The sequence below is a fragment of the Pseudomonas sp. CFBP 13719 genome (genome assembly GCF_014842095.1).
Classification (GTDB): domain Bacteria; phylum Pseudomonadota; class Gammaproteobacteria; order Pseudomonadales; family Pseudomonadaceae; genus Aquipseudomonas.
The window spans coordinates 805,659-827,209 of sequence record NZ_JACYVB010000003.1 but is presented as its reverse complement, the minus strand read 5'-3'; the positions used below and the strand labels follow the sequence as shown (position 1 = coordinate 827,209).

Here is a 21,551-nt window from a genome sequence, read left to right as displayed (position 1 = left end):
CGACTGGGGGTTGAGAATTCTCTGTCGGCGACCCCTGTGAAATGGGCGCCGATATGGGTATCAGGCGCGCCAGTGGCTAAACCAATACCCAAAATAAACGTTTGCCGGTGCACGGACAGCCGTCATCGCTGCGCAGGTCGCAGGCAAGGATGCAGGGCTGAAGGTGTTGTGCGACATTGATAGTCTCCGGTGGATGGCTGGAGCTTACTTCAGCCATGGCGAAGGATTCAAGCTCATTCTTGACGTGGGGAGGATGCAATGACTTTGTACCTGCGGGCGGCTACCGATCAGGATCTGCGTTTCGCCCGAGACCTCACTCGGCGAGCGATGCTGCCTTACTACGGCCGTCACGATCTGCTGTGGCTGGACGAGGGTTTCGATCAGGCCTGGCATTGGCGCGACAACCGATTGATCTGTCGCGACGCCGTGCCGCTGGGCTACATCAGTCTGTCCAGGGATGCCCATGCACTGTTCATTCGCGAGGTGCATCTGCTGCCGGTGCATCGTGGCCAGGGCGTAGGCCATTGGGTGCTCGAGCAGGTGGTGAGGCAAGCGCGTAGCGAACGCTTGCCGCGGGTGCGTCTGATGGTGTTCAAGGACAACCCCGCGCAGCGGCTCTATGGCCGCCACGGTTTCGAGGTGGTGGGGGAGCAGGACAGCTTTCTGCGCATGGAGCGCGTTCTGCCCAGCCCCGACCGTTGACTGCGTGCGCTCAGCGCTGGCCGCCCTCCAGCGCAGCGGTGATGGTGCCCAGCTTCATGCCCAGCAGCACGGCGACTCGATGGGCTTCGCCACGCCGCCCCTTCTTGCGTCCCGCCAACACCTGGTAGGTGGTGGCAGGGTCCACGCCATTCTCGCGCGCAAACTCTTGTACCGATTTCCCTTGCTGATCGAGCCAGGCTCTGGCTTGTGCGGCAGTCCGTATACCATGCATAGTTCAAGTCCGTTTTAGAGGGTTCAAAGTGGTTTTATTTCGCACCGTTTCGGGTGTTTCGATAAAGGATTATACATTCAAATGACTGGAATCGGTCCCCGACTAAGGGAAGAGCGTGAGCGTCTGGAGCTTACGCAACGCGAGTTTGGCCAAGTGGGCGGTGTCGAACCCAATGCGCAGGGCAAGTACGAAAACGGTGACAGATCACCCCGAGCCGATTACTTGGCTGCCGTTTCGACGATAGGCGTCGACGTTCTCTATGTGGTGCTCGGTAGCCGGACGCCATTGGCCGAGCAGGCTCTCAGTGGTGGAGAGGAAAAAGTCCTAGAAACATATCGGACTCTTCCTACTTCTGGGCAGGCCGTCTTGAGTAATCTGGCCAACAGCCTTGCAGAGATGGCGGCGAACTATTCCGCGCGCGGTACGGTCCAGAAAAAAATACGGACGAGAAATACCCGGGACTGATTTTCCGCGCCGACGCCCCACGCCATATTCATGACGCTTTCAGCTAGGTCCGAAGCGGCAATGTTTGGTAATGTGGCGCCATTCCCCGAGACCACTATTACGAGGTGTCCGTTTGATTCGGGTTCTAGTAGTCGACGATCACGACCTGGTCCGTACCGGTATCACCCGCATGCTGGCCGATATCGACGACCTTCAGGTCGTGGGGCAGGCCGAGTCGGGCGAGGGGGCGCTGCAATATGCTCGCGACCTCAAGCCGGACGTGGTGCTGATGGACGTCAAGATGCCCGGTATCGGTGGTCTCGAGGCGACGCGCAAACTGCTGCGCAGCCATCCAGATATCAAAGTGGTGGCTGTCACCGTCTGCGAGGAAGACCCGTTTCCCACGCGCCTGCTGCAAGCCGGTGCCGCAGGGTACCTGACCAAGGGTGCGGGGCTTGCCGAAATGGTCCAGGCGATTCGCCTGGTCTTCGCCGGCCAGCGTTATATCAGCCCGCAGATTGCCCAGCAATTGGCCCTCAAGTCGTTCCAGCCACAGACCAGCAACTCACCGTTCGATCTGTTGTCCGAACGGGAAATCCAGATTGCCCTGATGATCGTCGGCTGCCAGAAAGTCCAGATCATCTCAGATAAGCTGTGCCTGTCGCCAAAAACGGTCAACACCTACCGCTACCGGATCTTCGAGAAGCTCTCCGTGACCAGCGATGTGGAATTGACCCTGCTGGCGGTGCGGCATGGCATGGTAGACACCAACCTTTGACCATGACTGCTGCATTCGATCCCAGTGCCTTTCTTGCCACCTGCAGCGGACGTCCGGGCGTGTACCGGATGTTCGACGACGCCATGCGTCTGCTTTACGTGGGCAAGGCGAAAAACCTCAAGAAGCGCCTGGCCAGCTATTTTCGCAAAACCGGCCAGGCGCCCAAGACCGCTGCCCTGGTGGGCAAGATCCAGCAGATCGAAACCACCATCACGGCCAACGAAACCGAGGCGTTGCTGCTTGAGCAGACTCTGATCAAGGAGTGGCGGCCGCCTTACAACATTCTGCTGCGCGACGACAAATCCTACCCGTACGTGTTTCTTTCCGACGGAGAGTTTCCTCGACTGAGCATCCATCGTGGCGCCAAGAAGGCCAAGGGGCGCTACTTTGGTCCTTATCCGAGCGCAGGAGCCATTCGCGAGAGCCTGAGCCTGTTGCAGAAGACCTTCTTCGTTCGCCAGTGCGAGGACAGCTACTTCAGAAACCGCACGCGTCCATGCCTGCAACACCAGATCAAGCGCTGCAAGGCGCCCTGCGTAAGGCTCGTGGAGGCGCCTGAATATGCCGAAGACGTGCGCCATTCGGTGATGTTCCTGGAGGGACGCAGCAACCAGCTGACCAATGAGCTTTCCGCTAGCATGGAGAAAGCCGCGATGGACCTGCAGTTCGAAGAGGCAGCGCAGCTGCGCGACCAGATCGGTCTGCTGCGACGCGTGCAGGACCAGCAAAGCATGGAGGGCGGCAGCGGCGACGTCGACGTCATCGCTGCCTTCGTCAACCCGGGCGGCGCCTGTGTACACCTGATCACCGTGCGCGCCGGCAGGGTGCTGGGCAGCAAGAATTTCTTTCCGCAGGTGGGTATCGAAGAAGAAGTCGCCGAAGTCATGTCGGCGTTTCTTTCGCAGTACTATCTGGGCAGCTCCGAGCGCGACCTGCCGAGCGAGTTGATCGTCAACGTCATTCCCGAAGACCACGAAGCGTTGCTCGATGCCCTCGATACTTTGCGTGGTCGTGAACTGAGCCTTAGCCATCGCGTGCGCGGCACCCGCGCACGCTGGCAGCAACTGGCCGTGACCAACGCCGAGCAGGCGCTGGGCGCACGGCTCGCCAATCGCCAGCACGTGGCCGCGCGGTTCGACGCGCTGGCCGAAGTACTGAACCTGGACGAGCCACCACAGCGGCTGGAATGCTACGACATCAGTCACTCCAGCGGCGAAGCCACCGTGGCGTCGTGCGTGGTGTTCGGCCCCGAAGGGCCGATCAAGTCGGACTACCGCCGCTACAACATCGAGGGCGTGACCGCAGGCGATGACTATGCGGCCATGCACCAGGCCCTGATGCGCCGCTTCAGCAAGATCAAGGCAGGCGAGGGCAAGCTGCCCGACGTGCTGTTGGTGGACGGCGGCAAGGGCCAGTTGAACATGGCCCGGGAAGTGCTGAACGAACTGGCCATCCCCGACCTCATCCTGCTCGGCGTGGCCAAGGGCACGACCCGCAAGGCCGGCTTCGAAACGCTGTACCTGAACGACGTCGCCCATGAATTCACCCTCAAGGGCGACTCGCCGGCGCTGCACCTGATCCAGCAGATTCGTGACGAAGCCCACCGTTTTGCGATCACCGGTCACCGCGCGCGGCGCGGCAAGACACGTCGCACCTCGACCCTGGAAGGGGTTGCAGGCGTGGGCCCCAAGCGTCGCCGCGAGTTGCTCAAGCATTTCGGCGGGCTGCAGGAAATCGCCCGCGCCAGCGTCGAGGAAATCGCCAAGGCACCGGGAATCAGTAAAAAGCTGGCAGAGTCGATTTATGCAAACCTGCACAGCGAGTAGAATGCCATCTCACCTTGCAGCCAGTTGTGCCGATGAATATCCCTAACTTGCTTACCGTACTGCGCGTCCTGCTGATACCGTTCTTCATATTGCTGTTCTATCTGCCCTACCATTGGAGCTATATGGCAGCCAGCACCGTGTTCGCGATAGCGGCGGCAACCGATTGGCTGGACGGCTATCTGGCCCGCCGTTGGGAGCAGAGCACGCCATTCGGTGCGTTCCTCGATCCGGTGGCCGACAAGCTCATGGTTGCGGTGGCCCTGGTGCTGCTGGTGCAGGAACATGCCAACTTCTGGCTGACCCTGCCGGCGGCGATCATCATCGGTCGCGAAATCGTCGTCTCGGCGCTGCGCGAATGGATGGCCGAGATCGGTGCGCGTGCCCAGGTCGCAGTGTCCAACATGGGCAAATGGAAGACCGCCGCGCAGATGCTGGCTTTGGTCATCCTGCTGGCCAATCCCAAGGCCGCAACCTTCTGGGTCATCGTGGGCTACGCCCTTTTGCTGGTCGCCGCCGCACTGACCCTGTGGTCGATGCTGCAATACCTGCGCGCCGCCTGGCCGCACTTGCGCATCACGGCCGAGAAGAAATAAAACTATTTTTGAATCAAAGGCTTGACGGGTGTCGCCGATTAGATAGAATGGCGCCCGTCAACACGATGCGGGAATAGCTCAGTTGGTAGAGCACGACCTTGCCAAGGTCGGGGTCGCGAGTTCGAGTCTCGTTTCCCGCTCCAGTTTGTTTGCGTGCAGCAGTTTCTTGCTTCACGTTTGGGGCCGAGTAGCAAAGTGGTTATGCTGCGGATTGCAAATCCGCCTACGCCGGTTCGATTCCGACCTCGGCCTCCATCATTGAACCCCCGTAGCTATTGGGCTGCGGGGGTTTTTTTGTGCCTGCGGATTTTGTAGGTTGGGATATTGGGGACAATCTTGGGACATTGAGATTGTTTGCCTGTCCCACGGTGTCCCTGCAAAATCCACAACATGGCTGCTATCGAACAGCGCCCCAACGGTACCTGGCGGACAAATATCCGCACCAGCCAGGGAGTAGGTGGAGAAGGTGCCGCGAAGCAACTCCGACCGGCCATGTAGCGCTCAAGGTCGGCCACGTGAATAGCATCCGGGATCAACGCGACCGGCGTAGTGGTGGGCAGCATCTTGCCGGCGGCGGACAATGCCCTCCTAGTTATAGGCAATTGCGCGTTCATGTACACAGCAAAAAAATCGTTTGTAAACAATTCAACATTGTTTGTTTATATTGGTTACTTCCCTACGCTTCGCGCTGAATTCATGTGCACATCACCGGTATGAAAAAGGCCGTTCAGCGACGGGCATATCGGTAGGTACTAGCTAATTGCTACCATTCGGATACAATCGCCGCCGGCCAATGATGGCCATGCCAATGACGGCACGGGGCGTATTGCAATGACAGCTAGGAATGTAGTGGGGATGGCTGCGGTGGCAGTGATGTTGGGCCTTCAGGGTTGCGCGAGCATCTTGGGCGACTCCAGGTATCCTGTATCGGTAACAAGCGCTCCGCCAGGCGCCTCTTTTGAGATCACAGACAAGAGCGGACAGGTCGTGCATTCGGGTAACACGCCCAGCACAGTTACGCTAAAATCAGGCAAGGGCTACTTTTCGGGCCAGACCTACACCTTGCGATTTAAGAAGGATGGTTATCCCGATCGCAGCGTAACGCTCGACTCCAGCGTCAGCGGCTGGTATTGGGGAAATATTGTGTTCGGCGGAGTGATTGGTCTGTTGATCGTCGATCCTGCGACTGGGGCGATGTTCAAGCTGCCTGAGGGGGTTACCGCTGATATGGGCAAACCCGTTGCGGGCGCGCCGAACAACAGCATTACTGTTGCAACAATCGATTCGATCACCGATTCGCAGCGTGCATCGCTGGTCCCGCTTAAGTAACACCTCCATTCGCCCCTATAGCCGGTCGGCACAAGCTGCCTGTCTATAGGAAGCATCTGCTATCCCTACCAGAGAACAGAAGGCCAGAAGACTCGGCCAAGCACGTGGATCTCGCAGTCCACCATGTCTTGGGCTGAATACTCGTCATCAGGATGCTCTTCCCGGTTGTAGCTGCGCATCCTTATCCCGCCACCAGGTAGGCGATAGAGCATCTTCACACGGAGCTCGCCAACGTGCTTCAAGGCACACATCTTGGCATCGACCACAGAGCCATCGGCATGCTTTGCGATCTTTTCTGCGGGCCCAAGCTGGGGTTCAGCAATCGCGCATAGCGCGATTGCAGCTCCGAAACACGTTGCTTACCGACCCAGCGCTGCAAAGTTGCTGAAGACGGCCGTGCCACTTGCCAAGAACACTAGACTGAAAATCCATTTCAGATGCCTTTACAGCTTCAGGTGTCTGGGTGCATCTCAATCGCATAGCCGATGTCCAGTCCTGCTTCATAAGTTGGTGAGGCCATCCTCTCAGGCATCAGCTACACCGTGGCCGCGTACTCAAGCGCGTCCCGTTATGTGCTCTCCGGAGATCCATGATCTAGTCTGGAAGCGCCATGACCATGGCGCATGCTGACCGAGACTCTAATATCAGTTACAATGTCAAGCTCCGTTATCTAGTGATCAAGCGCCTGCGACAGCTCTAAGATCAGCTGGCTGCGCCTCACGCCATCCCGACCAATCTTGCCGACGCCCCTGTGCCTGGCTGTCGGTAAGGCTGAAGAGAATGAGCGCTTGATTGGTGTCATCCGGTTGCAGGCGCCGAAAGTCCTTGATCTGCGACGGTTGGCCAAGACTGCGGGTTTCGTTTCTCTGAATGCTGCCGCGAAGCGCCTGAGCATGGGTTCCTCATTCTGATTGCCGGGTTATATGCCAACCGCTTGATCTACTGGCGCGCGCCCGCTGCCATTTGATCCGCAGATCAGCCTCGCATCATGGGCGGATTGCTGGCACTCAAGAATCTTTATCCGATTCAGAGGTCAGTTACTGCCAATCTATCCTGTGTGTTGCCATGTGCGGCAGACCAACTGATGAAACTAATTGGGAGCTGCTGAGGCATGAGTGAATTAAGTATTTGGCTGGAAGCCATCATTCTGGGGCTGGTCCAGGGACTGACTGAATTCTTACCGGTATCCTCCAGCGCGCACCTGCGCATTATCGGACCATTGTTACCCTCTGGCGGTGACCCAGGCGCTGCATTCACCGCCATCACTCAACTCGGTACCGAGGCTGCAGTGCTGCTGTACTTTCGAAAGGACATCCTGCGCATTGCCATGGCTTGGATCAAGTCGCTTGGCGACGCTTCTTACCGCAGCCATCCGGACGCCAGAATGGGCTGGCTGATCATCATCGGCACCTTGCCTATCTCGATCCTTGGGCTGCTGTTCAAGGACTACATCGAGGGAAGCCTGCGCAATCTTTACCTGACGGCAACCATGCTCATCGTGTTCGCGCTGATCTTGGCCGCAGCGGACAAGATGGGACGCAAGGAGCGCAAACTCGATCAACTGACCTGGACCCATGGCCTGGTTTTCGGCTTTGCCCAAGCGCTCGCCTTGATTCCGGGCGTGTCGCGCTCAGGCGGCACCATCACCGCCGGGCTGATCATGGGCTACACGCGTGAGGCTGCAGCGCGTTATTCATTCCTGCTGGCAGTGCCGGCGGTGATTGCTTCGGGCTTCTACCAGCTGTACCGCAGCTGGGGTGAATCCAGCACTTTCTCCGGCGGCCCAACATTGCTGGCAACGATCATTGCGTTTGTCGTCGGCTACGGGGTGATCGTGGTCTTCCTGAAATTGGTTTCGACCAAGAGCTACATGCCATTTGTGTACTACCGCATCGCGCTTGGCCTGGGCGTCATCGGGCTTCTGAGCGTGGGCGCGCTCAGCGCTGTGTGACTTGTTGCGGCGCGCAGGATGCGCCCTCGCTTCAAGCTGGCAAAGCTATGTGCTTCAATGGAAAGAAATCAGGAGGATCCGTTATGGGCAAGAATGCCGAAAAGCCTTTCTACATCGCCGCTGCCCCATTGATTGTAGTGGGCTGCGTCTTTGCCGCGCTTGGCGCATCGGGTCAGGAAGCGTTCGGATGGACAGCAATCGGGCTGTTTGTGCCCGGCATTGTTTTGCTGATCACAGGTGCTCTGCGCAGGCGTCGAGCTACCTGAGCGGCGGCGGCCTGCTTCGGCGCGAGCAGAGACTTCGCTCGAACGCCCGAAGGCAGGCTGCCAACAGTTCATCGAACAACCCGCGCATTCAAAACGGCGCAGGCACTCGTCAGAAATCCCATCGGGTGGTGATCATCACATTCCTGGGCTCGCCATAGACTGCCGAGTTATAGAACCCGATGTTGGTGTAGTAGTACTTGTCGAACAGGTTGTTGAGATTGACCGTGGTCGATAACGCCGGGCTGATCTGGTACTTGGCCATGAGGTCCACCACCCAGTATTGCTTCTGGGCGAAGGTTTCGTAGGTATCGCGTGGCGAATTCCAGATCTCCTGCCACGCCTTGCTTTGCCAGCGTCCACCGCCGCCTACTGTCCACTGGTTGAGCGCACCGGGCAGGTTGTAGGTAGTGAACAAGGTGAACTGGTTTTCCGGCTCGAATGTCGAGATTTTCACGCCGCTGTCGTCGCGTACGACTTTATGAGTAAAGCCGGCCTGCATTTGCCAGCCTTGCGCAAGTTGGCCGGAGACTTCGAGTTCAAAGCCCTTGGTTTGCGCATCGGTACCCTTGAACGCGTAGTTGGAAGGCGTGGGCGTAAGGTTGTTGTAGTCGTCATCGGGCACTGACCGATTGCTTTCCTTGACTTCAAAGTAGGCCAGGCTGGCGTTCAGCCGGCCTTCGAAGAACTCGCCCTTGATACCCACTTCGTAGTTCTCGCCTTCGTCGGGCTCGAGCAACTTGCGGTTTCGATCCAGGTTGTAGGAATCCTGCGCCATGAAGATGTCGGTGTAGCTGGCATACACCGACAACTGTTCGTTCAGGTCGTAGACCACCCCTGCATAAGGGATCAGTCGGCCGCTTTCGCGATAGGTGTCGGTATTGCCTGTCACGGTGTAGTTGACCAGGCGCCCGCCGAGAATGAAGTGCAGATCGTCGGTCGCGTTCAAGCGCGTGGTCAGGTAGACGCCGGTCTGCCGAACGACATCGTCGCTGATCTGCTGCGCGGTACCCCAGGCCGGTTTGTCGACGTTGCCGTGCCAGTTGAAAAAGTCGAGCTGGTTGCCGTTGGGATAGGTCACGTCCCAGAAGCCCTTGCCATCCCAATGCGCCTTGCTGATCGAACCGCCGAGTACCACCTCGTGTTCGCGGCCCAGGAGCTGGAAGGGACCGCTGACATAGGCATCGGCTGAATCGCTGCTGGTTTCGCCACGGTAGCGCTGGCCATTGAGCCGAGCCGTGCCGTCGGCGGCTGGGGTATCGCCCTGGATCGAGCCCAGTTGTGCGTCATAGCCGTTGATCTTGTGGTCCAGTTGCAACTTGGTTACCCAACCATCGCCGAACTGGTGCTCCAGCATCGCGAATACCGTGCGCGTGTATTGTTTCCAGCTGCTCCAGTCGGCGGCATTGCTGAAGGAGCGCTTGACGTCGTTGCGCTCGCCAGCGGCGTTGAGCAAAGGGAAGCTGCCAGACCAGGTCGAGCCGCGCGGATCGTTGTCCTGGTAGTCGCCGCCCACGGTCAGCAAGGTATCCGGGGAAAGGTCGAACTCGAGAATGCCGTAGTACACCTCGGCCTGGCTGCTGTAGCGGTCCATGAAGGAATTCTTGTCTTGATAGGCCGCCACGGCACGCCCGCGTACGTTGCCGGTCGGCGTCAGCGATCCGCTGACGTCGACTTCGCTGCGGTAGTTGTCCCATGAGCCCGCGCCCAGGCTCAGATGCCCCTGGAAACCGGTGGTGGGCTTCTTGCGGATCAGGTTGATCGTGGCACCCAGCGAGCCTGCACCGACCAGCAGGCCGGGCGACCCCTTGAGCACTTCGATGCGGTCGTAGACCGCCATGTCGCTGAGCGAGTTGCCGGCCGAATAGCCGACATTGCGCACCGCAGATGGAATGCCATCGTACTGAAAGTTGTTGATCGAAAAACCGCGGGCGTAGTAGTTGGAGCGATCGCTGTCATAGGCCGAGACGGTAATGCCTGGGGTGTGCCGCATCACGTCGTCGACATTGTCCAGCGCGAAGTCATCCATGTGCTGGCGGGTGACGACGGTGACCGATTGCGGCGTCTGCCTGGGGCTGAGGACCAGCCGCGTGGCCGTGGCGATCAGGCCGGGGGTGTAGGAGCCGGTGCCTTCGGTGATATTGCCCAGCTGGTTGCCGGTGATCTGGGTGGGCGCCAGGTCGAGCCCGACACCGGCGGTCGTCAAGGCAATCAGGACGAAACCATCGCCCTGTTTGACGGCGCCGATCCCGCTGGCGCCCAGAAGCATCTCGAGGGCTTGGTCAGTACTGAATCGGCCGTGCAGGCCAGCGCTGTGCTTGCTGTCCAGAAGTTGCGGATCGAACACGATGGTCACACCGGTGCTGCGGCTGAGCTCGGTCAGGGCACTGTCCAGGCTGCCCGGCTGGATATCGATCTGCTGCAGGTCGGCTGCCTGCACCGCAGAGGCGGCGATACCGGCAAGGCTCCAGCAGAGCACGGCAGGGAAGACGGTTCGGCCTAACAGGCGAGGGCGGAGGCAAGACGGGAGGCGCTGGGTCACTTTGAGGATCTCGAACGGATTGAGTGAGGCATTCAATGAGCTATGCCGTCCCAGATTCGAAATCCCATCACAGCGCCACGTTGTTTCACGCTGCCTTGCCGACGTGGGACCAATAGCGGGTGATCTTTCGCACGTGCAGACCATGCGCACGGGCAATCAGCGCCACCGACTGATCGGCGTGTGAGGTACTGAAGTTACCGCTGACAGGCAGCGTGGCAATGCGTTGCTCCCAGTTCAGGTAACCGACCCGGTAGCGCGACAGTTCGCCAAGCACTTGGGCCAATGGCCGGTTGCGAACGATCAGCATACCGTCGCGCCAGGCACCGTGGTCGCTATCAGGCCCGGGTGTGCGCCGCGCCGCTGACTGGCTGACCAGCCACTGCTCGCCTGCGTGCATCTCAAGCGCTGGGCGCCCGGCACTCGCCTCCAGGCTGATGGTCCCCTCGGCGACTGTCAGGCACGTGTGGTCGCCGAGCAGCCTGGCCTCGAAGCGTGCATGAAGCGCATTTACCCGGCAGTGCGGCGTGGTCAACTGCAGGGGCGTGCCGCTGCCCCCTGTTGTCGCACTGATCTCGCCGCGCAACAGCGTGAAGCGTTGCGCGCCTTCGACGTCGGTTTTCACCGCGCTGTCGGTGTTGAGTTCGAGCAGGGTGCCACTGGGGAGTGTCCAGCGGCGGTATTCCCCCGTGCGGGTGCTGTAGTTGGCGAGCAGGCGTTGCCACGGCGCGTATCGTTGGGTGCCGCAGCCAATCGCGGCGGTACATGAACCCAGCACGAGCAGCTTGAGCAATTGACGTCGCTGCAGGCGTTCGGTGGGTAGTCGGTTCAGGGCGCTCATGGCGGTACTGGCGGGCAGCCGCGCGAAGGGCTCGTTGAGACCCTGCAGCCGTTGCCAGGCCAGGGCATGCCGGGCGTCGGCCGCCAGCCAGTGCTGGAAGGCGTCGTGGGTTGCCGCGTCGGCTGTGTTGAAGCTGATCTTGAGCGACCAGTCGATGGCCGCATCGAGTATCTGCGGCGACACCAGGGTAGATGGCGTGCTCACCGTGTTTCCTGCGCGAAGGTCGCGGTGTAGCAAGCCCGCAGCGCCTGGGCGATGTAACGCTCCACGCTTGGCACGGACACCCCAAGCTCTTTGGCAATGGCGGGGCACTTCAAGCCCTCGAGCTGCGCAAGCAGGAAAGCACGACGCACGATGGGGCGCAGGCTGTCCAGCAGGCAGTCGATGGCCACCAGCGCCTCGATCACCAGAAGTCCCGTTTCAGGCGAGGGCGCCTGTTCGCAGGGCAGTTCCGCTACCGTCTCCAGCCAGGCTCTTTCAATATCCCGACGCCGCCACAGGTCGATGACCAGACCACGTGCCACGGTTCGTAGATAGGCACGCGGCTGCTCCATGGTTTGCAGGGTGCGGCGCTGCAGCAGGCGCACGAAGGTGTCCTGCGCCAGATCGGCGGCATCGGCGGTGTTGCGCAATCGGCCATACAGCCAGGCTCGGAGCCAGGAATGGTGATCCTGATAGAGTCGTTCCAAGCCTGGGCCGGTGTGCGAAAGGTGCATGCAGGATCTCATGGAGCATCAGATGATAAAGTCTCGCATTATCATCTGATGACCCGCAGTTTGAAACCTGCGATTTGAATCTTCGGTTACTCACCGGCACATCCGGGAAAACTGATCCCTGACCAGAACAGCGGACGCAGTGAACGACCGAACTGGCCCGACCGCTGGTACAACCCGACGACCGTTCACTCCATTGGCGCCAAACTATTGCCCCACAATAATGGCACTAAGATATCATTGGGCAGTCTAGTAAAATTCTGAATCATATTTTCCGGTGCCTCATGCAAGCCGTTCAAGCTCAACCGGCTCATTCCCCCGAACCGCACACCATGGCATTGGTTGAGCAGGCCATCGCAAGTGGCGTGGGTGGTCTGACGTTCGACCGTGAACTGGAGCGCCGCTACGAGGCCGACACCCAACGCCAGCGGTTGCAGTTCCTGACGTCCACAGGCATCTGCGGGGCAGTCATCTACAACCTGTTCCTGATCAGCGACTGGCTGGCCCTCGAAGATGTGTTCGCCTATGTCGCTGTAGGGCGCCTGCTGCTGATCACTCCCATGATCGTTGCCATCCTGCTGTTGGCCCAGCGCCTGACCTCGCGTCGAGCGCTGGAGACGGTCTCGGCGCTGGCCACGGTATTGTCCTCGCTGATGCCGCTGGTGGTGATGATCTACAGCGACAGTCCCTATCGCCTGCACTATCAGTTAGGCATGCTGCTGCTGATGGTGTATTGCACGATGATTCAACAGTTACCGTTTCGCTTCGCCGTCGCTGCCATGGCCAGCATGCTCGGCATTCAGTTGCTGACCACTCACATCGCGGGCTTCATGGACCCGGTGACGTGGCGCGCCAATGCCTTCTTGTACGGCTCCACGGTGGTACTGTTGCTGATGGCTTCGTATTTCCTCGAGCGTGCAAGCCGACTCAGCTATCTGTTTGCCTTGCGCGGGCGCCTGCTGGAAGTGCAACTGACCGAGATGGCTCGCACCGACCCACTGACTCAACTGTTCAACCGGCGGCATCAGGGTGATGTCACGGCCCAACTGTGGCAGGCAGCGGCGACCGAAGCGACCTGTGTGACGGCAATCCTCATCGATATCGATCACTTCAAGCTCTACAACGACAGCTATGGCCACCTGCAGGGGGACAGCTGTCTCAAGCAGGTCAGTGCAACCATCAAGGAGTTGTCCAGGCAGTCCAACGCCGTGTCGTTCCGTTTCGGGGGTGAGGAGATGCTGGTGCTGCTGGTGGGGGCTGACAGCCAGCAGGCCAGGCAGTTGGGGCAGGACCTGTGCACGGCGGTGGCGGACCTGGGGCTTGCCCATCCGGCCCTGGGTGCTGGAGCTCGGGTAACCATCAGCGTGGGCATAGCGATGGGCATCGCGCCCTATGTATCGGCGCACAACCTGATAGGGGCTGCCGACAAGGCCCTGTATGCCGCCAAGAACGCCGGGCGCAACTGCCTGCGTCAGGCCCCTTTCGAAGGCAGCGCTGCGGCTTGAAGGGCCACCTGAAGGCTCAATTCTGCAACGCTTGCAGTCGTGCCTCCTTGGCGTCATCGAAAATCATGTAAAGCGCTTCGATGTCGGCCGGCTTGAGTTTGCGCGACTGTTCGAGTCCCAGAATCAGGGCAATCTCGAGCGCGCCCTCGCGCTCCACATCCGCCTTGGTGCTGGCGGCATTCAACGCGCGGACCAGGCCATTGACCGAGCCTCGGACGTCTTTGGGCAGTTTCAGTAGATCCAGTCGTTCCTGCGGCATGTGACGCTCTCCAGCTAAATAGGGGTGTTCGGTGGTCATTCCACCTGCGCCTAGCGCGTCAATTCGTGGCCGTACGGTACGCGGAAGCCCGACGCATTGCGATGACCGCCACCGCCGAACTGTTTGGCAACTTCCGAGACATCCATGCCTTCATCGGTGCTGCGCAGCGAAAACGAGCGACCTTTGGGGCCGTCCGAGTAGCAGGCGGCAAACGGCTCGCCCTGGGTCATGATGTTGCCGGCATCGCTGGCGAACAGTGAGGGTATGTTGGCCACTGGCACGTCGTGGCCACCGATCGACATTCGACGCGCGGTGGCGCGCAGCAGATCGGCCACGGTTTTCTGCCGCTGCCGCTCGATCGCAATACCGTCCGCCAGCAGCGTCTCCACGGGCGCAGCCAGCAGCGCATCCCACACGGCAAAGTCCTGCGGATAACTGAACAGATTGGACAGAACTTCGCGCGTACCCGGCAGGTTGAACCGCCACAGGTCACGGTCCTCGATGTGATCAATCAGGGCAGGGCGCGGCTGGCCAGCGAAGAAGTAGTCCCAGGCCAGACCTGCGCCCGAGCGGCTCATGTCGAAAAGCGCATGCACATTGCCACCTGCTGCTTGTTCGCCGAAGGCTGGAGCCGGCGGTACTTTGAGCAGGTCGGCCTGGGCAGTCTTGTGGTGATCGAGCACGAGGATCGAAACAGCTTGGACCGCCATCGCCATGAGCGTTTCGTAATCGTAGGCAAAGTCGACGATGAGCACACGCCTGCCGCTGACATCGGGTGGCGGTTGACCGTGTCCGGCGGCATGAAATTCGACGTCAGGCCCAAGTGCCTTGCGCACTACCCAGGCTGCGCCGAAGCCGTCGGCACAGTTTCCGTGGTAGATGCAAAGCGTAGTGGTGGGGGCTGCGGTCATGTAAGGCTCCGGAATCGACGGGTAGTGCAGGTCGAGCATTCTAAGCGATTGCAGGGCCCAGCGCGTGATTCCCAACGCCAGACAATCCGTGCTCGGGCGACCGTCCATCGCCACGGCGAAGTATTTAGTCGACACTGGCAGTCATTGTCATCTCAAGCAGTGCATTTCATATAGGCACTTTATCGTGGAAAGAACCATGTCGATTTCAACGTCCAGCCCGGATCAGCGTCTGCATGCGATCCAGGCATTGCTAGAGGAATTTTCGCTGCGTGGGGTCGACATGCGCGCGGTTGCCGAAGCGGCGAAGCTCAGGCTGCTGGGCAGCCCGCAGCTCTGCCTGCTGCCTGCCGACTATCGCGTCCAGTGTGCCAAGGCAGTCGACGAGCTGATGGACCAGGCCACTGCCGCGCAACCCTGAACCTTCGCTTTTGCATGGCCGTGTGGCCGTCTGCATGCAGACATCGAACCCTGAGATGACGCCAACCCGAGGTACTTGCAGCCATGGTCGAACTCGCCGATGCCCTCTACCAGCAAATGGTGCAGGCGCCTTATCTGGTACTGACCGGAGCAGGCATCAGTACCGCTTCCGGCATTCCCGATTATCGCGATACCGACGGGGTCCGGCGTGGCAGCGCGCCCATCATGCATCAGGACTTCATCGCCAGCGCCGCCACGCGCAAGCGGTACTGGGCGCGCGCGATGGTGGGCTGGCGGGGTGTGCACCAGGCCACGCCAAACCCTGCTCACCAAGCGCTGGCCGCATTGCAGGCGCAAGGCCTGATCAGCGGCGTGATCACCCAGAACGTCGATGGGCTGCACGATGCAGCGGGCAGCCGAAATGTGGTCGAACTGCATGGCAACCTGCATCGGGTGGTCTGTTTGGACTGTGGCATGCGACTGCGGCGCGATGATGTGCAGTCGCTGCTCGAAGAACAGAACCCCTACCTGCAGGATGTGCATGCGGTACTCGCGCCTGACGGCGACGCGCAATTGGCAGCACGCTTTCTGGAAGCCTTCCGTATGCCCCATTGTCCTTGCTGCGGCAGCGACCTGCTCAAGCCCGATGTGGTCTTCTTTGGCGGAGGGGTCGAGCCGGAGCATGCTCAGGCAGCCTGGAAGGCGGTAGAGGCAGCGCCAGGCATGCTGATCGTCGGCTCATCGCTGATGGCCTACTCGAGCTTTCGCCTGTGTCAGGAGATGTCTCGCCAAGGCAAACGCCTCCTGGCGATCAACATGGGCCGCACTCGTGCCGATGGACTGCTCAGCATCAAGGTCACGCAGCCGTGCGAGCAGGTCCTGCCCCAGATAGCGCAAAGGCTGGTCCAGGGCAGTCAGTCGTCAACCTAGTGCGGTGTCCATGAACATCATGACCGCGAACCCCAGCATCAGCCCCAGTGTTGCCGGTGTCTGGTGACCATTGCGGTGGGTCTCCGGAATCACTTCGTGAGACACCACGAAAATCATCGCGCCAGCGGCCAGTCCCATGCTGATCGGGTAAGACAGCGCGAAACCGCTCGACAGCCCAAGTCCCACCATCGCGCCAAGCGGCTCCATCAGACCTGAACCCATCGCCACCAAGGCCGCCTTGCCCGCGCTCAGCCCCGTCGCCCGCAGCGACATGGCCACGGCCAGACCTTCGGGAATGTCCTGCAACAGGATTGCGCTGGTCAGAGGGATGCCGACCGCAAGGTTGCCGTCGGACAGGCTCACGCCGATGGCCATGCCTTCAGGCAGGTTGTGCAAGGTAATGGCTAGAACGAACAACCACACCCGGTGAATTCGTTCGGAGTTCGGGCCGTGTCTGCCCGCGTTTTCATGCTCGTGGGGAATGACCTTGTCCAGCGCCAGCATCAAGCCCACGCCAAGCCCCAGGCCGAGGATCACCACCAAGGCGGCGACGGCTGGGCTGTCTGTGTGGGTATTGGCGGCTGCCAGGCCTGGCAGCAACAGCGAGAAGGTACTGGCCGCCAGCATCATGCCGCCGGCGAAGCCGAGCATCACGTCCTGTACCTTGGAGGATATTTCTCTGAGTGCCAGGGCGATCAATGCGCCCAGGGCCGTGGCTGCAAAGCCGCCGGTACCGCCCAGCAGTGCATACCAGGCATGCTGACGGTCAGCGTGCAGCAGGGCATTGACGATGCTCCATACCACGACCACCGCACTGACGGCCAGAAGCAGGCCGGTGAGGGTCCATAACCAGGGTTTGTCGCGAAAACGCTGTGGCCAGCTGTCGCTGGTGGCGGTGTTGGAAGGCATAGGGCTCTCTGGAAATTGCTGCGGGCTTAAGCATGGACCCGAATAAGCGACAGGGGTTGCGCTGCATGTGAATGGGCGCCGTAGGAAAATTCTTTTTTTTAACTGCATCCAAATGCCCGGCTGATGCGTAGTACCTACAGCAGCTACACAAGGCGCTGCCGGTTCGATCACTCTTATGGAGCTTACGAGATGAACAGCACACACCGTTTCTGCCTGACCAACGTCCTCTTTGCCGCCACCTTCGCACTGGCTACCACTGCCCACGCGCAGATGGATCTGCCAGCTCCGGTTCAGGTTCCCGCAGGCAACAAGGTCGCGATGGAAACCGTCGGCATGGGCGAAATCACTTATGAATGCCGTGACAAAGCCAATGCCGCCGGCCAGACCGAGTGGACGTTCGTCGGCCCCAAGGCCGTTCTCAATGATCGCTCCGGCAAGCAAGTAGGCACTTATTTCGGCCCGCCCGCCACTTGGCAGTCGGCTGACGGCTCCAAGGTGACCGGCACTCAGGTTGCTGTCGCACCGGCCGGCGACGGCAATCTGCCTTACCAGTTGGTCAAAGCCAATCCGGTCGAAGGCAAGGGCGCCATGCAGGGCGTGACCTACATCCAGCGCACCGCACTCAAGGGCGGCGTTGCCCCGACCAGCGCGTGTACCACCGCGCAGAAGGGTCAGAAAGAAATCGTCAAATACCAGGCCGACTACATTTTCTGGTCCGCCAAGTAAAAGTCGCATAGACACGGCGCGCGGAACGGCAAGTCCGCGCGCCTGGTCTACACTGCCGAGCGAGCTTCATTCTCCCACTTGCCATGGCGGTCTTTCTTGTCCTTGCCGGAAAATCCATTCGATTACGAAGTTGCCCTGCAAAACTGTGCCCGTGGCGATCGCCAGGCACTGCACGGCTTGTATCAGCGCGAAGGCGGACGCCTGTTGGCCGTGGCCTTGCGTATCGTCGGCGATCGGGCGCTGGCCGAGGACATAGTCCACGATGCGTTCCTGCGGATCTGGACGCAAGCCGCCAGTTTCGATGCGCAACGCGGTTCGGCACGGGGGTGGATGTTCACCATTACGCGCCATCTTGCGCTCAACCACATTCGCAGCAACGCCCGGTTGCGCGAGCTGAACGAGGACGACCTGCAGTCGCTGTTCACCGACGAGACGGCGGACGTGGCCCTGGGCAGCGCGCGGATCGATGGGTGTCTGGAGCAGCTCGAGCCGCAGCGGCGTCAGTGCCTGTACCACGCCTATCTGGATGGCTATACCCATGCCGAGATCGCCCAGCGGCTGGAAACGCCGCTGGGCACGATCAAGGCGTGGATCAAGCGCAGCCTGGCATCACTGCGCGAGTGCATGGGATGAGCGAACGAAGCGAGACGGTAGAACCCATGAATACTGAAGAATTGGCCAGCGAGTACGTGCTGGGAACGCTCGATGCAGAGCGGCGGGCAGACGTCGAACGGCGACTGCCGACTGACCTGGAACTGCGTGCGGCCGTTGATGCATGGGAAGCGCGCCTGTTGCCACTGGCTGAGCGCATCACGCCTGTGCAGACGTCGGCGATGCTGTGGCCACGCATCCAGCGCAGCCTCGACGGCGCAGGCGCGCAGCCGATCCCGATCTGGTGGAATCGCCTGGGTGTCTGGCGCGGGTTGGCGGGCGCCGGGCTGGCGGCAACGCTGGTGCTGGGGGCCTTGTTGTTCAATGTCCGCGCGCCAGTGCCGGGTCCAGCCTATGTCGTCGTGCTCATCGCGCCGCAGGACAAGGCGCCGGGCTGGGTGGTGCAGGCCAGCGACTCGAGGGAAGTCCAGCTGATTCCATTGAACGATGCGCCAGTGCCGGCCGACCGCGCCTTGCAGTTCTGGACCAAGGCCGACAGCTGGCAAGGCCCCGTTTCGCTGGGTCTGGTGGAACCGGGGCAGAGCGTGCATGTGGCGTTGGACAAGCTTCCGCCGCTGGAGAACAACCAGTTGTTCGAGCTGACCCTGGAGCCCAAGTCAGGCTCTACGACAGGCAGGCCAACCGGCCCCATCCAGTTCATCGGCCGTGCGGTCAAGGTGATCTGACGCGTGATCGGGCTGCCTACGGGCGCATGCGCTCTTCTTGGCAGTCCGGCCCGCCCATGTCGAACTCGCGACAGATCAGCGGGCGATTCAGGTAGATACTGCAGCTCATGGAGCGTCGGTCCAGTGCCGCGCACCATCCGTCGTCCAGGCGCGACATGGTTTCCGAGCCCCATTCATCCACTTCAATGAAGCGCTCCGGTACGCCGGTGTCGGTGATCAGCATGACTTCGAGACGACAGCACTTGGCGGCGCAGCGGTCACAGCTGATGGAAGGGTCGATGTCGCTGGTTACAGCGATGTCATGCAGCGCAATCAAGGGCAGTGCCTGGCAGGAAATGATCGGCGCAGCGTACCGGTAGTTGCGCCGTTTCACAAAGCAAGCCGTGCACCTTCAGGCTTCAGGCGACGGATTGCAGGTCAGGCCGCTTTGGAAGGTTTGCGCTTGCGCTTGTTTTTCCACGGCGTCGCGCCTTTGGGCGCAGGACCGCTGATGACCATGCGCAACCCGGCGCAACGCTCCACCAACTTGCTCATCCACGCCGATTGTTTGGCGACGAAGGTTTCCAGCGACATCTCACCGCTCTGCACCATGTCCAGCGCCTGCTCCCAGATGGCAGTGGTGCCTGGGTCGGCGATGGCTCGAGGTACCGCGTCGATCAAACTGAAGGCGGCGGGTGCCGCGGCCAGAGCCTTGCCCTGTTTGGTCAGGTAGCCGCGGTCCAGCAGGCCCTGGATGATGCCCGCACGGGTGGCCTCGGTGCCGATTCCGGTGGTGTCCTTGAGTTTCTGCTTCAGGCGCGGGTCTTCGACCAGCTTGGCGACGTTTTTCATCGCCTTGATCAGATCACCTTCCGTGAAGGGTTTGGGTGGTTGGGTCCACAGGTCCTTGAGCTTCACGTCGCGTACCACACAGCTCTGGCCCTCGGTCAGCCGCGGCAATGGTTGGGGAGCCGGCGCTTCGCGACCCTTGGCAGCGCCGAGCGCCTGCGGTATGGCGCGTTTCCATCCGGGTTCGACCACCTGCTTGCCGACCGCGCGCAACGCCTGGCCGCTGCAGTCGAAGTCGGCCTGGGTGCGGTCGTATTCGTGGTTGGGAAGAAACTGCGCCAGGTAGCGGGCGCGGATCAGGGTATACACCGCGCGGTACTTGCCCTGCAGCTTGTCGGGCGTTGCGGCGACCGCGGTTGGAATGATGCCGTGGTGGGCGCCGACCTTGGCGTCGTTCCAGGCGCGTGAGCGCCGCTGCGCATCGAGGTGGGGAAGCAACGCTGCCAGCCCCGGGTCGGCGCGGCCCAGGGCTGCGATGATCGCCCCGGCATCACCGTGCTGGCTGACCGGCAGGTAGCCGCAGTCGCTGCGTGGATAGGTAATGACCTTGTGGGTTTCATACAGCGACTGCGCCACATCCAGGGTTTCCTGCGCCCCCAGTCCGAGCTTCTTCGAGCAGACCTCCTGCAGGGTGCCCAGGTCGAAGGGCAGGGGGGCTGCTTCCTTCACGCGCTCGGTACGCAGTTTGCTCAGCGTTGCGTGGGCTGCCTGGCTGATCGCTGCAGCGGCCTGCTGCGCCAGCACTTGGTTGAGGCAGCGACCGTTGTCGTCACAGTTGTCCGCTGGCGGTATCCACTGCGCCGTGAACTCGGTTTGTTCGCCGAGCAGTTGCACATCGATGGCCCAATAGGCGGCAGGGACGAAATCGGCAATGCTGCGGTCACGGTCCACCACCAGGCGCAGGGTTGGGGTTTGTACTCGCCCCACGGGCAACACGCCCTGGTAACCGGCCTGACGCCCGAGCAGGGTGAACAGGCGGCTCATGTTCATGCCGATCAACCAGTCGGCACGCGAACGTCCCAGGGCGCTGTGATAAAGAGAGAATGTCTCGGCGCCCGGCTTGAGGGCCGCCAGCGCCTTGCGAATCGAGGCGTCGTCCAGCGCCGACAGCCACAGGCGCTGCACCGGACCACGGTAGCGACAGTGATCGACGAGCTCGCGGGCGATCATTTCGCCTTCGCGGTCGGCGTCCGTTGCGATCACCAGTGCCTGGGCTTCACCCAACAAGCGCTTGACCGCCTTGAATTGGCTGGCCGTCTTGCGTTTCACCTGCATTTTCCATTGCTGCGGGATGATCGGCAGATCGGCAAGCACCCAACGCTTGTAGCGCGCGTCGTAGGCATCGGGCGGTGCGGTTTCCAGCAGGTGCCCGATGCACCAGGTCACCGTGACGGCATTGCCGATCCAGCAGCCATCACCGCGGCGCGTGGCGCCCAGCACCTTGGCGATGTCTTTTGCCTGGGAAGGTTTTTCGCAGAGAAACAGCCGCATAGGTACCCTGATGAAGAAGCTGTGCAG

The 21,551-nt window shown here is 60.9% G+C and carries 24 protein-coding genes and 2 tRNA genes; 16 read left to right on the top strand and 10 right to left on the bottom strand.

Features of this window, described 5'->3' with window-relative positions:
- Window positions 1-258: 258 nt before the first annotated feature.
- Window positions 259-702, top strand: coding sequence for a GNAT family N-acetyltransferase (locus IFT57_RS14115; RefSeq protein WP_192151791.1), 444 nt, complete (start codon window positions 259-261; stop codon window positions 700-702).
- A gap of 10 nt (window positions 703-712) precedes the next feature.
- Here the strand turns inward: IFT57_RS14115 and IFT57_RS14110 are convergent, their stop codons facing one another.
- Complete coding sequence (locus IFT57_RS14110; protein ID WP_122796425.1) at window positions 713-934, bottom strand: DNA-binding protein; 222 nt, start codon at window positions 932-934, stop codon at window positions 713-715.
- 81 nt (window positions 935-1,015) lie between these two features.
- Between IFT57_RS14110 and IFT57_RS14105 the strand changes: the two genes are divergently transcribed.
- The 7 genes from IFT57_RS14105 (at window position 1,016) to IFT57_RS14075 (ending at window position 5,904) form a co-directional block, all read left to right on the top strand.
- Window positions 1,016-1,399 carry a helix-turn-helix domain-containing protein gene (locus IFT57_RS14105; RefSeq protein WP_122796426.1) on the top strand — a complete coding sequence of 128 codons (384 nt, stop codon included), beginning with the start codon at window positions 1,016-1,018 and terminating at the stop codon, window positions 1,397-1,399.
- 112 nt (window positions 1,400-1,511) lie between these two features.
- Window positions 1,512-2,156, top strand: coding sequence for a response regulator transcription factor GacA (gene gacA / locus IFT57_RS14100; protein WP_122477418.1), 645 nt, complete (start codon window positions 1,512-1,514; stop codon window positions 2,154-2,156).
- Window positions 2,157-2,158: 2 nt separating this feature from the next.
- Window positions 2,159-3,982 carry an excinuclease ABC subunit UvrC gene (gene uvrC, locus IFT57_RS14095; protein ID WP_122715717.1) on the top strand — a complete coding sequence of 608 codons (1,824 nt, stop codon included), beginning with the start codon at window positions 2,159-2,161 and terminating at the stop codon, window positions 3,980-3,982.
- 32 nt (window positions 3,983-4,014) lie between these two features.
- Window positions 4,015-4,575 carry a CDP-diacylglycerol--glycerol-3-phosphate 3-phosphatidyltransferase gene (gene pgsA, locus IFT57_RS14090; RefSeq protein WP_122715716.1) on the top strand — a complete coding sequence of 187 codons (561 nt, stop codon included), beginning with the start codon at window positions 4,015-4,017 and terminating at the stop codon, window positions 4,573-4,575.
- Between the two features lie 67 nt (window positions 4,576-4,642).
- Window positions 4,643-4,718, top strand: a tRNA-Gly gene (locus IFT57_RS14085).
- Between the two features lie 38 nt (window positions 4,719-4,756).
- Window positions 4,757-4,830, top strand: a tRNA-Cys gene (locus IFT57_RS14080).
- Between the two features lie 600 nt (window positions 4,831-5,430).
- The gene (locus IFT57_RS14075; RefSeq protein ID WP_244657312.1) at window positions 5,431-5,904 is read left to right on the top strand and encodes a hypothetical protein; all 474 of its coding nucleotides are present in this window, start codon (window positions 5,431-5,433) and stop codon (window positions 5,902-5,904) included.
- Between the two features lie 65 nt (window positions 5,905-5,969).
- Here the strand turns inward: IFT57_RS14075 and IFT57_RS27005 are convergent, their stop codons facing one another.
- On the bottom strand, window positions 5,970-6,170 hold the full coding sequence (locus tag IFT57_RS27005) for a S24 family peptidase (protein ID WP_342030355.1): 201 nt from the start codon (window positions 6,168-6,170) through the stop codon (window positions 5,970-5,972).
- An 845-nt stretch (window positions 6,171-7,015) separates the two neighbouring features.
- On the opposite strand from IFT57_RS27005, the gene IFT57_RS14070 reads away from it, so the two are divergent.
- Window positions 7,016-7,855: an undecaprenyl-diphosphate phosphatase gene (locus IFT57_RS14070; RefSeq protein WP_192151789.1), complete on the top strand. Its 840-nt coding sequence runs from the start codon at window positions 7,016-7,018 to the stop codon at window positions 7,853-7,855.
- 83 nt (window positions 7,856-7,938) lie between these two features.
- The gene (locus tag IFT57_RS14065) at window positions 7,939-8,121 is read left to right on the top strand and encodes a hypothetical protein (RefSeq protein WP_192151788.1); all 183 of its coding nucleotides are present in this window, start codon (window positions 7,939-7,941) and stop codon (window positions 8,119-8,121) included.
- Window positions 8,122-8,230: 109 nt separating this feature from the next.
- Here the strand turns inward: IFT57_RS14065 and IFT57_RS14060 are convergent, their stop codons facing one another.
- From IFT57_RS14060 to IFT57_RS14050, 3 genes are all read right to left on the bottom strand, one after another.
- Window positions 8,231-10,597, bottom strand: a complete 2,367-nt coding sequence (locus IFT57_RS14060; protein WP_446731191.1) for a TonB-dependent siderophore receptor — start codon at window positions 10,595-10,597, stop codon at window positions 8,231-8,233.
- Between the two features lie 148 nt (window positions 10,598-10,745).
- The gene (locus tag IFT57_RS14055) at window positions 10,746-11,702 is read right to left on the bottom strand and encodes a FecR domain-containing protein (protein WP_192151787.1); all 957 of its coding nucleotides are present in this window, start codon (window positions 11,700-11,702) and stop codon (window positions 10,746-10,748) included.
- Complete coding sequence (locus tag IFT57_RS14050; RefSeq protein WP_122797124.1) at window positions 11,699-12,214, bottom strand: sigma-70 family RNA polymerase sigma factor; 516 nt, start codon at window positions 12,212-12,214, stop codon at window positions 11,699-11,701. The genes IFT57_RS14055 and IFT57_RS14050 overlap by 4 nt, the downstream gene beginning before the upstream one ends.
- A 281-nt stretch (window positions 12,215-12,495) precedes the next feature.
- On the opposite strand from IFT57_RS14050, the gene IFT57_RS14045 reads away from it, so the two are divergent.
- Window positions 12,496-13,716 (top strand): GGDEF domain-containing protein, encoded by a 1,221-nt coding sequence (locus tag IFT57_RS14045; protein WP_192151786.1) that lies wholly within the window; start codon window positions 12,496-12,498, stop codon window positions 13,714-13,716.
- Window positions 13,717-13,732: 16 nt separating this feature from the next.
- Here the strand turns inward: IFT57_RS14045 and IFT57_RS14040 are convergent, their stop codons facing one another.
- Together IFT57_RS14040 and IFT57_RS14035 are read right to left on the bottom strand one after the other, a co-directional pair.
- The gene (locus tag IFT57_RS14040) at window positions 13,733-13,975 is read right to left on the bottom strand and encodes a hypothetical protein (RefSeq protein WP_122715655.1); all 243 of its coding nucleotides are present in this window, start codon (window positions 13,973-13,975) and stop codon (window positions 13,733-13,735) included.
- Between the two features lie 50 nt (window positions 13,976-14,025).
- Window positions 14,026-15,021 carry a DHH family phosphoesterase gene (locus tag IFT57_RS14035; RefSeq protein WP_342030354.1) on the bottom strand — a complete coding sequence of 332 codons (996 nt, stop codon included), beginning with the start codon at window positions 15,019-15,021 and terminating at the stop codon, window positions 14,026-14,028.
- A gap of 61 nt (window positions 15,022-15,082) precedes the next feature.
- On the opposite strand from IFT57_RS14035, the gene IFT57_RS14030 reads away from it, so the two are divergent.
- A complete protein-coding gene (locus IFT57_RS14030; RefSeq protein ID WP_192151785.1) occupies window positions 15,083-15,304 on the top strand; it encodes a hypothetical protein in 222 nt (73 codons plus the stop codon).
- A gap of 83 nt (window positions 15,305-15,387) precedes the next feature.
- A complete protein-coding gene (locus tag IFT57_RS14025; RefSeq protein WP_122797120.1) occupies window positions 15,388-16,233 on the top strand; it encodes an NAD-dependent protein deacetylase in 846 nt (281 codons plus the stop codon).
- Here IFT57_RS14025 and IFT57_RS14020 read toward each other — a convergent pair.
- On the bottom strand, window positions 16,225-17,142 hold the full coding sequence (locus IFT57_RS14020) for a ZIP family metal transporter (RefSeq protein ID WP_122797119.1): 918 nt from the start codon (window positions 17,140-17,142) through the stop codon (window positions 16,225-16,227). The genes IFT57_RS14025 and IFT57_RS14020 overlap by 9 nt on opposite strands.
- A 189-nt stretch (window positions 17,143-17,331) precedes the next feature.
- Between IFT57_RS14020 and IFT57_RS14015 the strand changes: the two genes are divergently transcribed.
- From IFT57_RS14015 to IFT57_RS14005, 3 genes are all read left to right on the top strand, one after another.
- Window positions 17,332-17,868 carry a DUF3455 domain-containing protein gene (locus IFT57_RS14015; protein ID WP_192151784.1) on the top strand — a complete coding sequence of 179 codons (537 nt, stop codon included), beginning with the start codon at window positions 17,332-17,334 and terminating at the stop codon, window positions 17,866-17,868.
- 96 nt (window positions 17,869-17,964) lie between these two features.
- Window positions 17,965-18,501, top strand: a complete 537-nt coding sequence (locus IFT57_RS14010; protein ID WP_192151783.1) for a sigma-70 family RNA polymerase sigma factor — start codon at window positions 17,965-17,967, stop codon at window positions 18,499-18,501.
- Between the two features lie 26 nt (window positions 18,502-18,527).
- Window positions 18,528-19,205, top strand: a complete 678-nt coding sequence (locus tag IFT57_RS14005) for an anti-sigma factor (protein WP_192151782.1) — start codon at window positions 18,528-18,530, stop codon at window positions 19,203-19,205.
- Window positions 19,206-19,221: 16 nt separating this feature from the next.
- On the opposite strand, the gene IFT57_RS14000 is transcribed toward IFT57_RS14005, so the two are convergent.
- Window positions 19,222-19,512, bottom strand: coding sequence for a YkgJ family cysteine cluster protein (locus IFT57_RS14000; RefSeq protein ID WP_192103543.1), 291 nt, complete (start codon window positions 19,510-19,512; stop codon window positions 19,222-19,224).
- 110 nt (window positions 19,513-19,622) lie between these two features.
- On the bottom strand, window positions 19,623-21,524 hold the full coding sequence (locus tag IFT57_RS13995) for a DNA topoisomerase III (RefSeq protein WP_192151781.1): 1,902 nt from the start codon (window positions 21,522-21,524) through the stop codon (window positions 19,623-19,625).
- Between the last annotated feature and the right edge of the window lie 27 nt (window positions 21,525-21,551).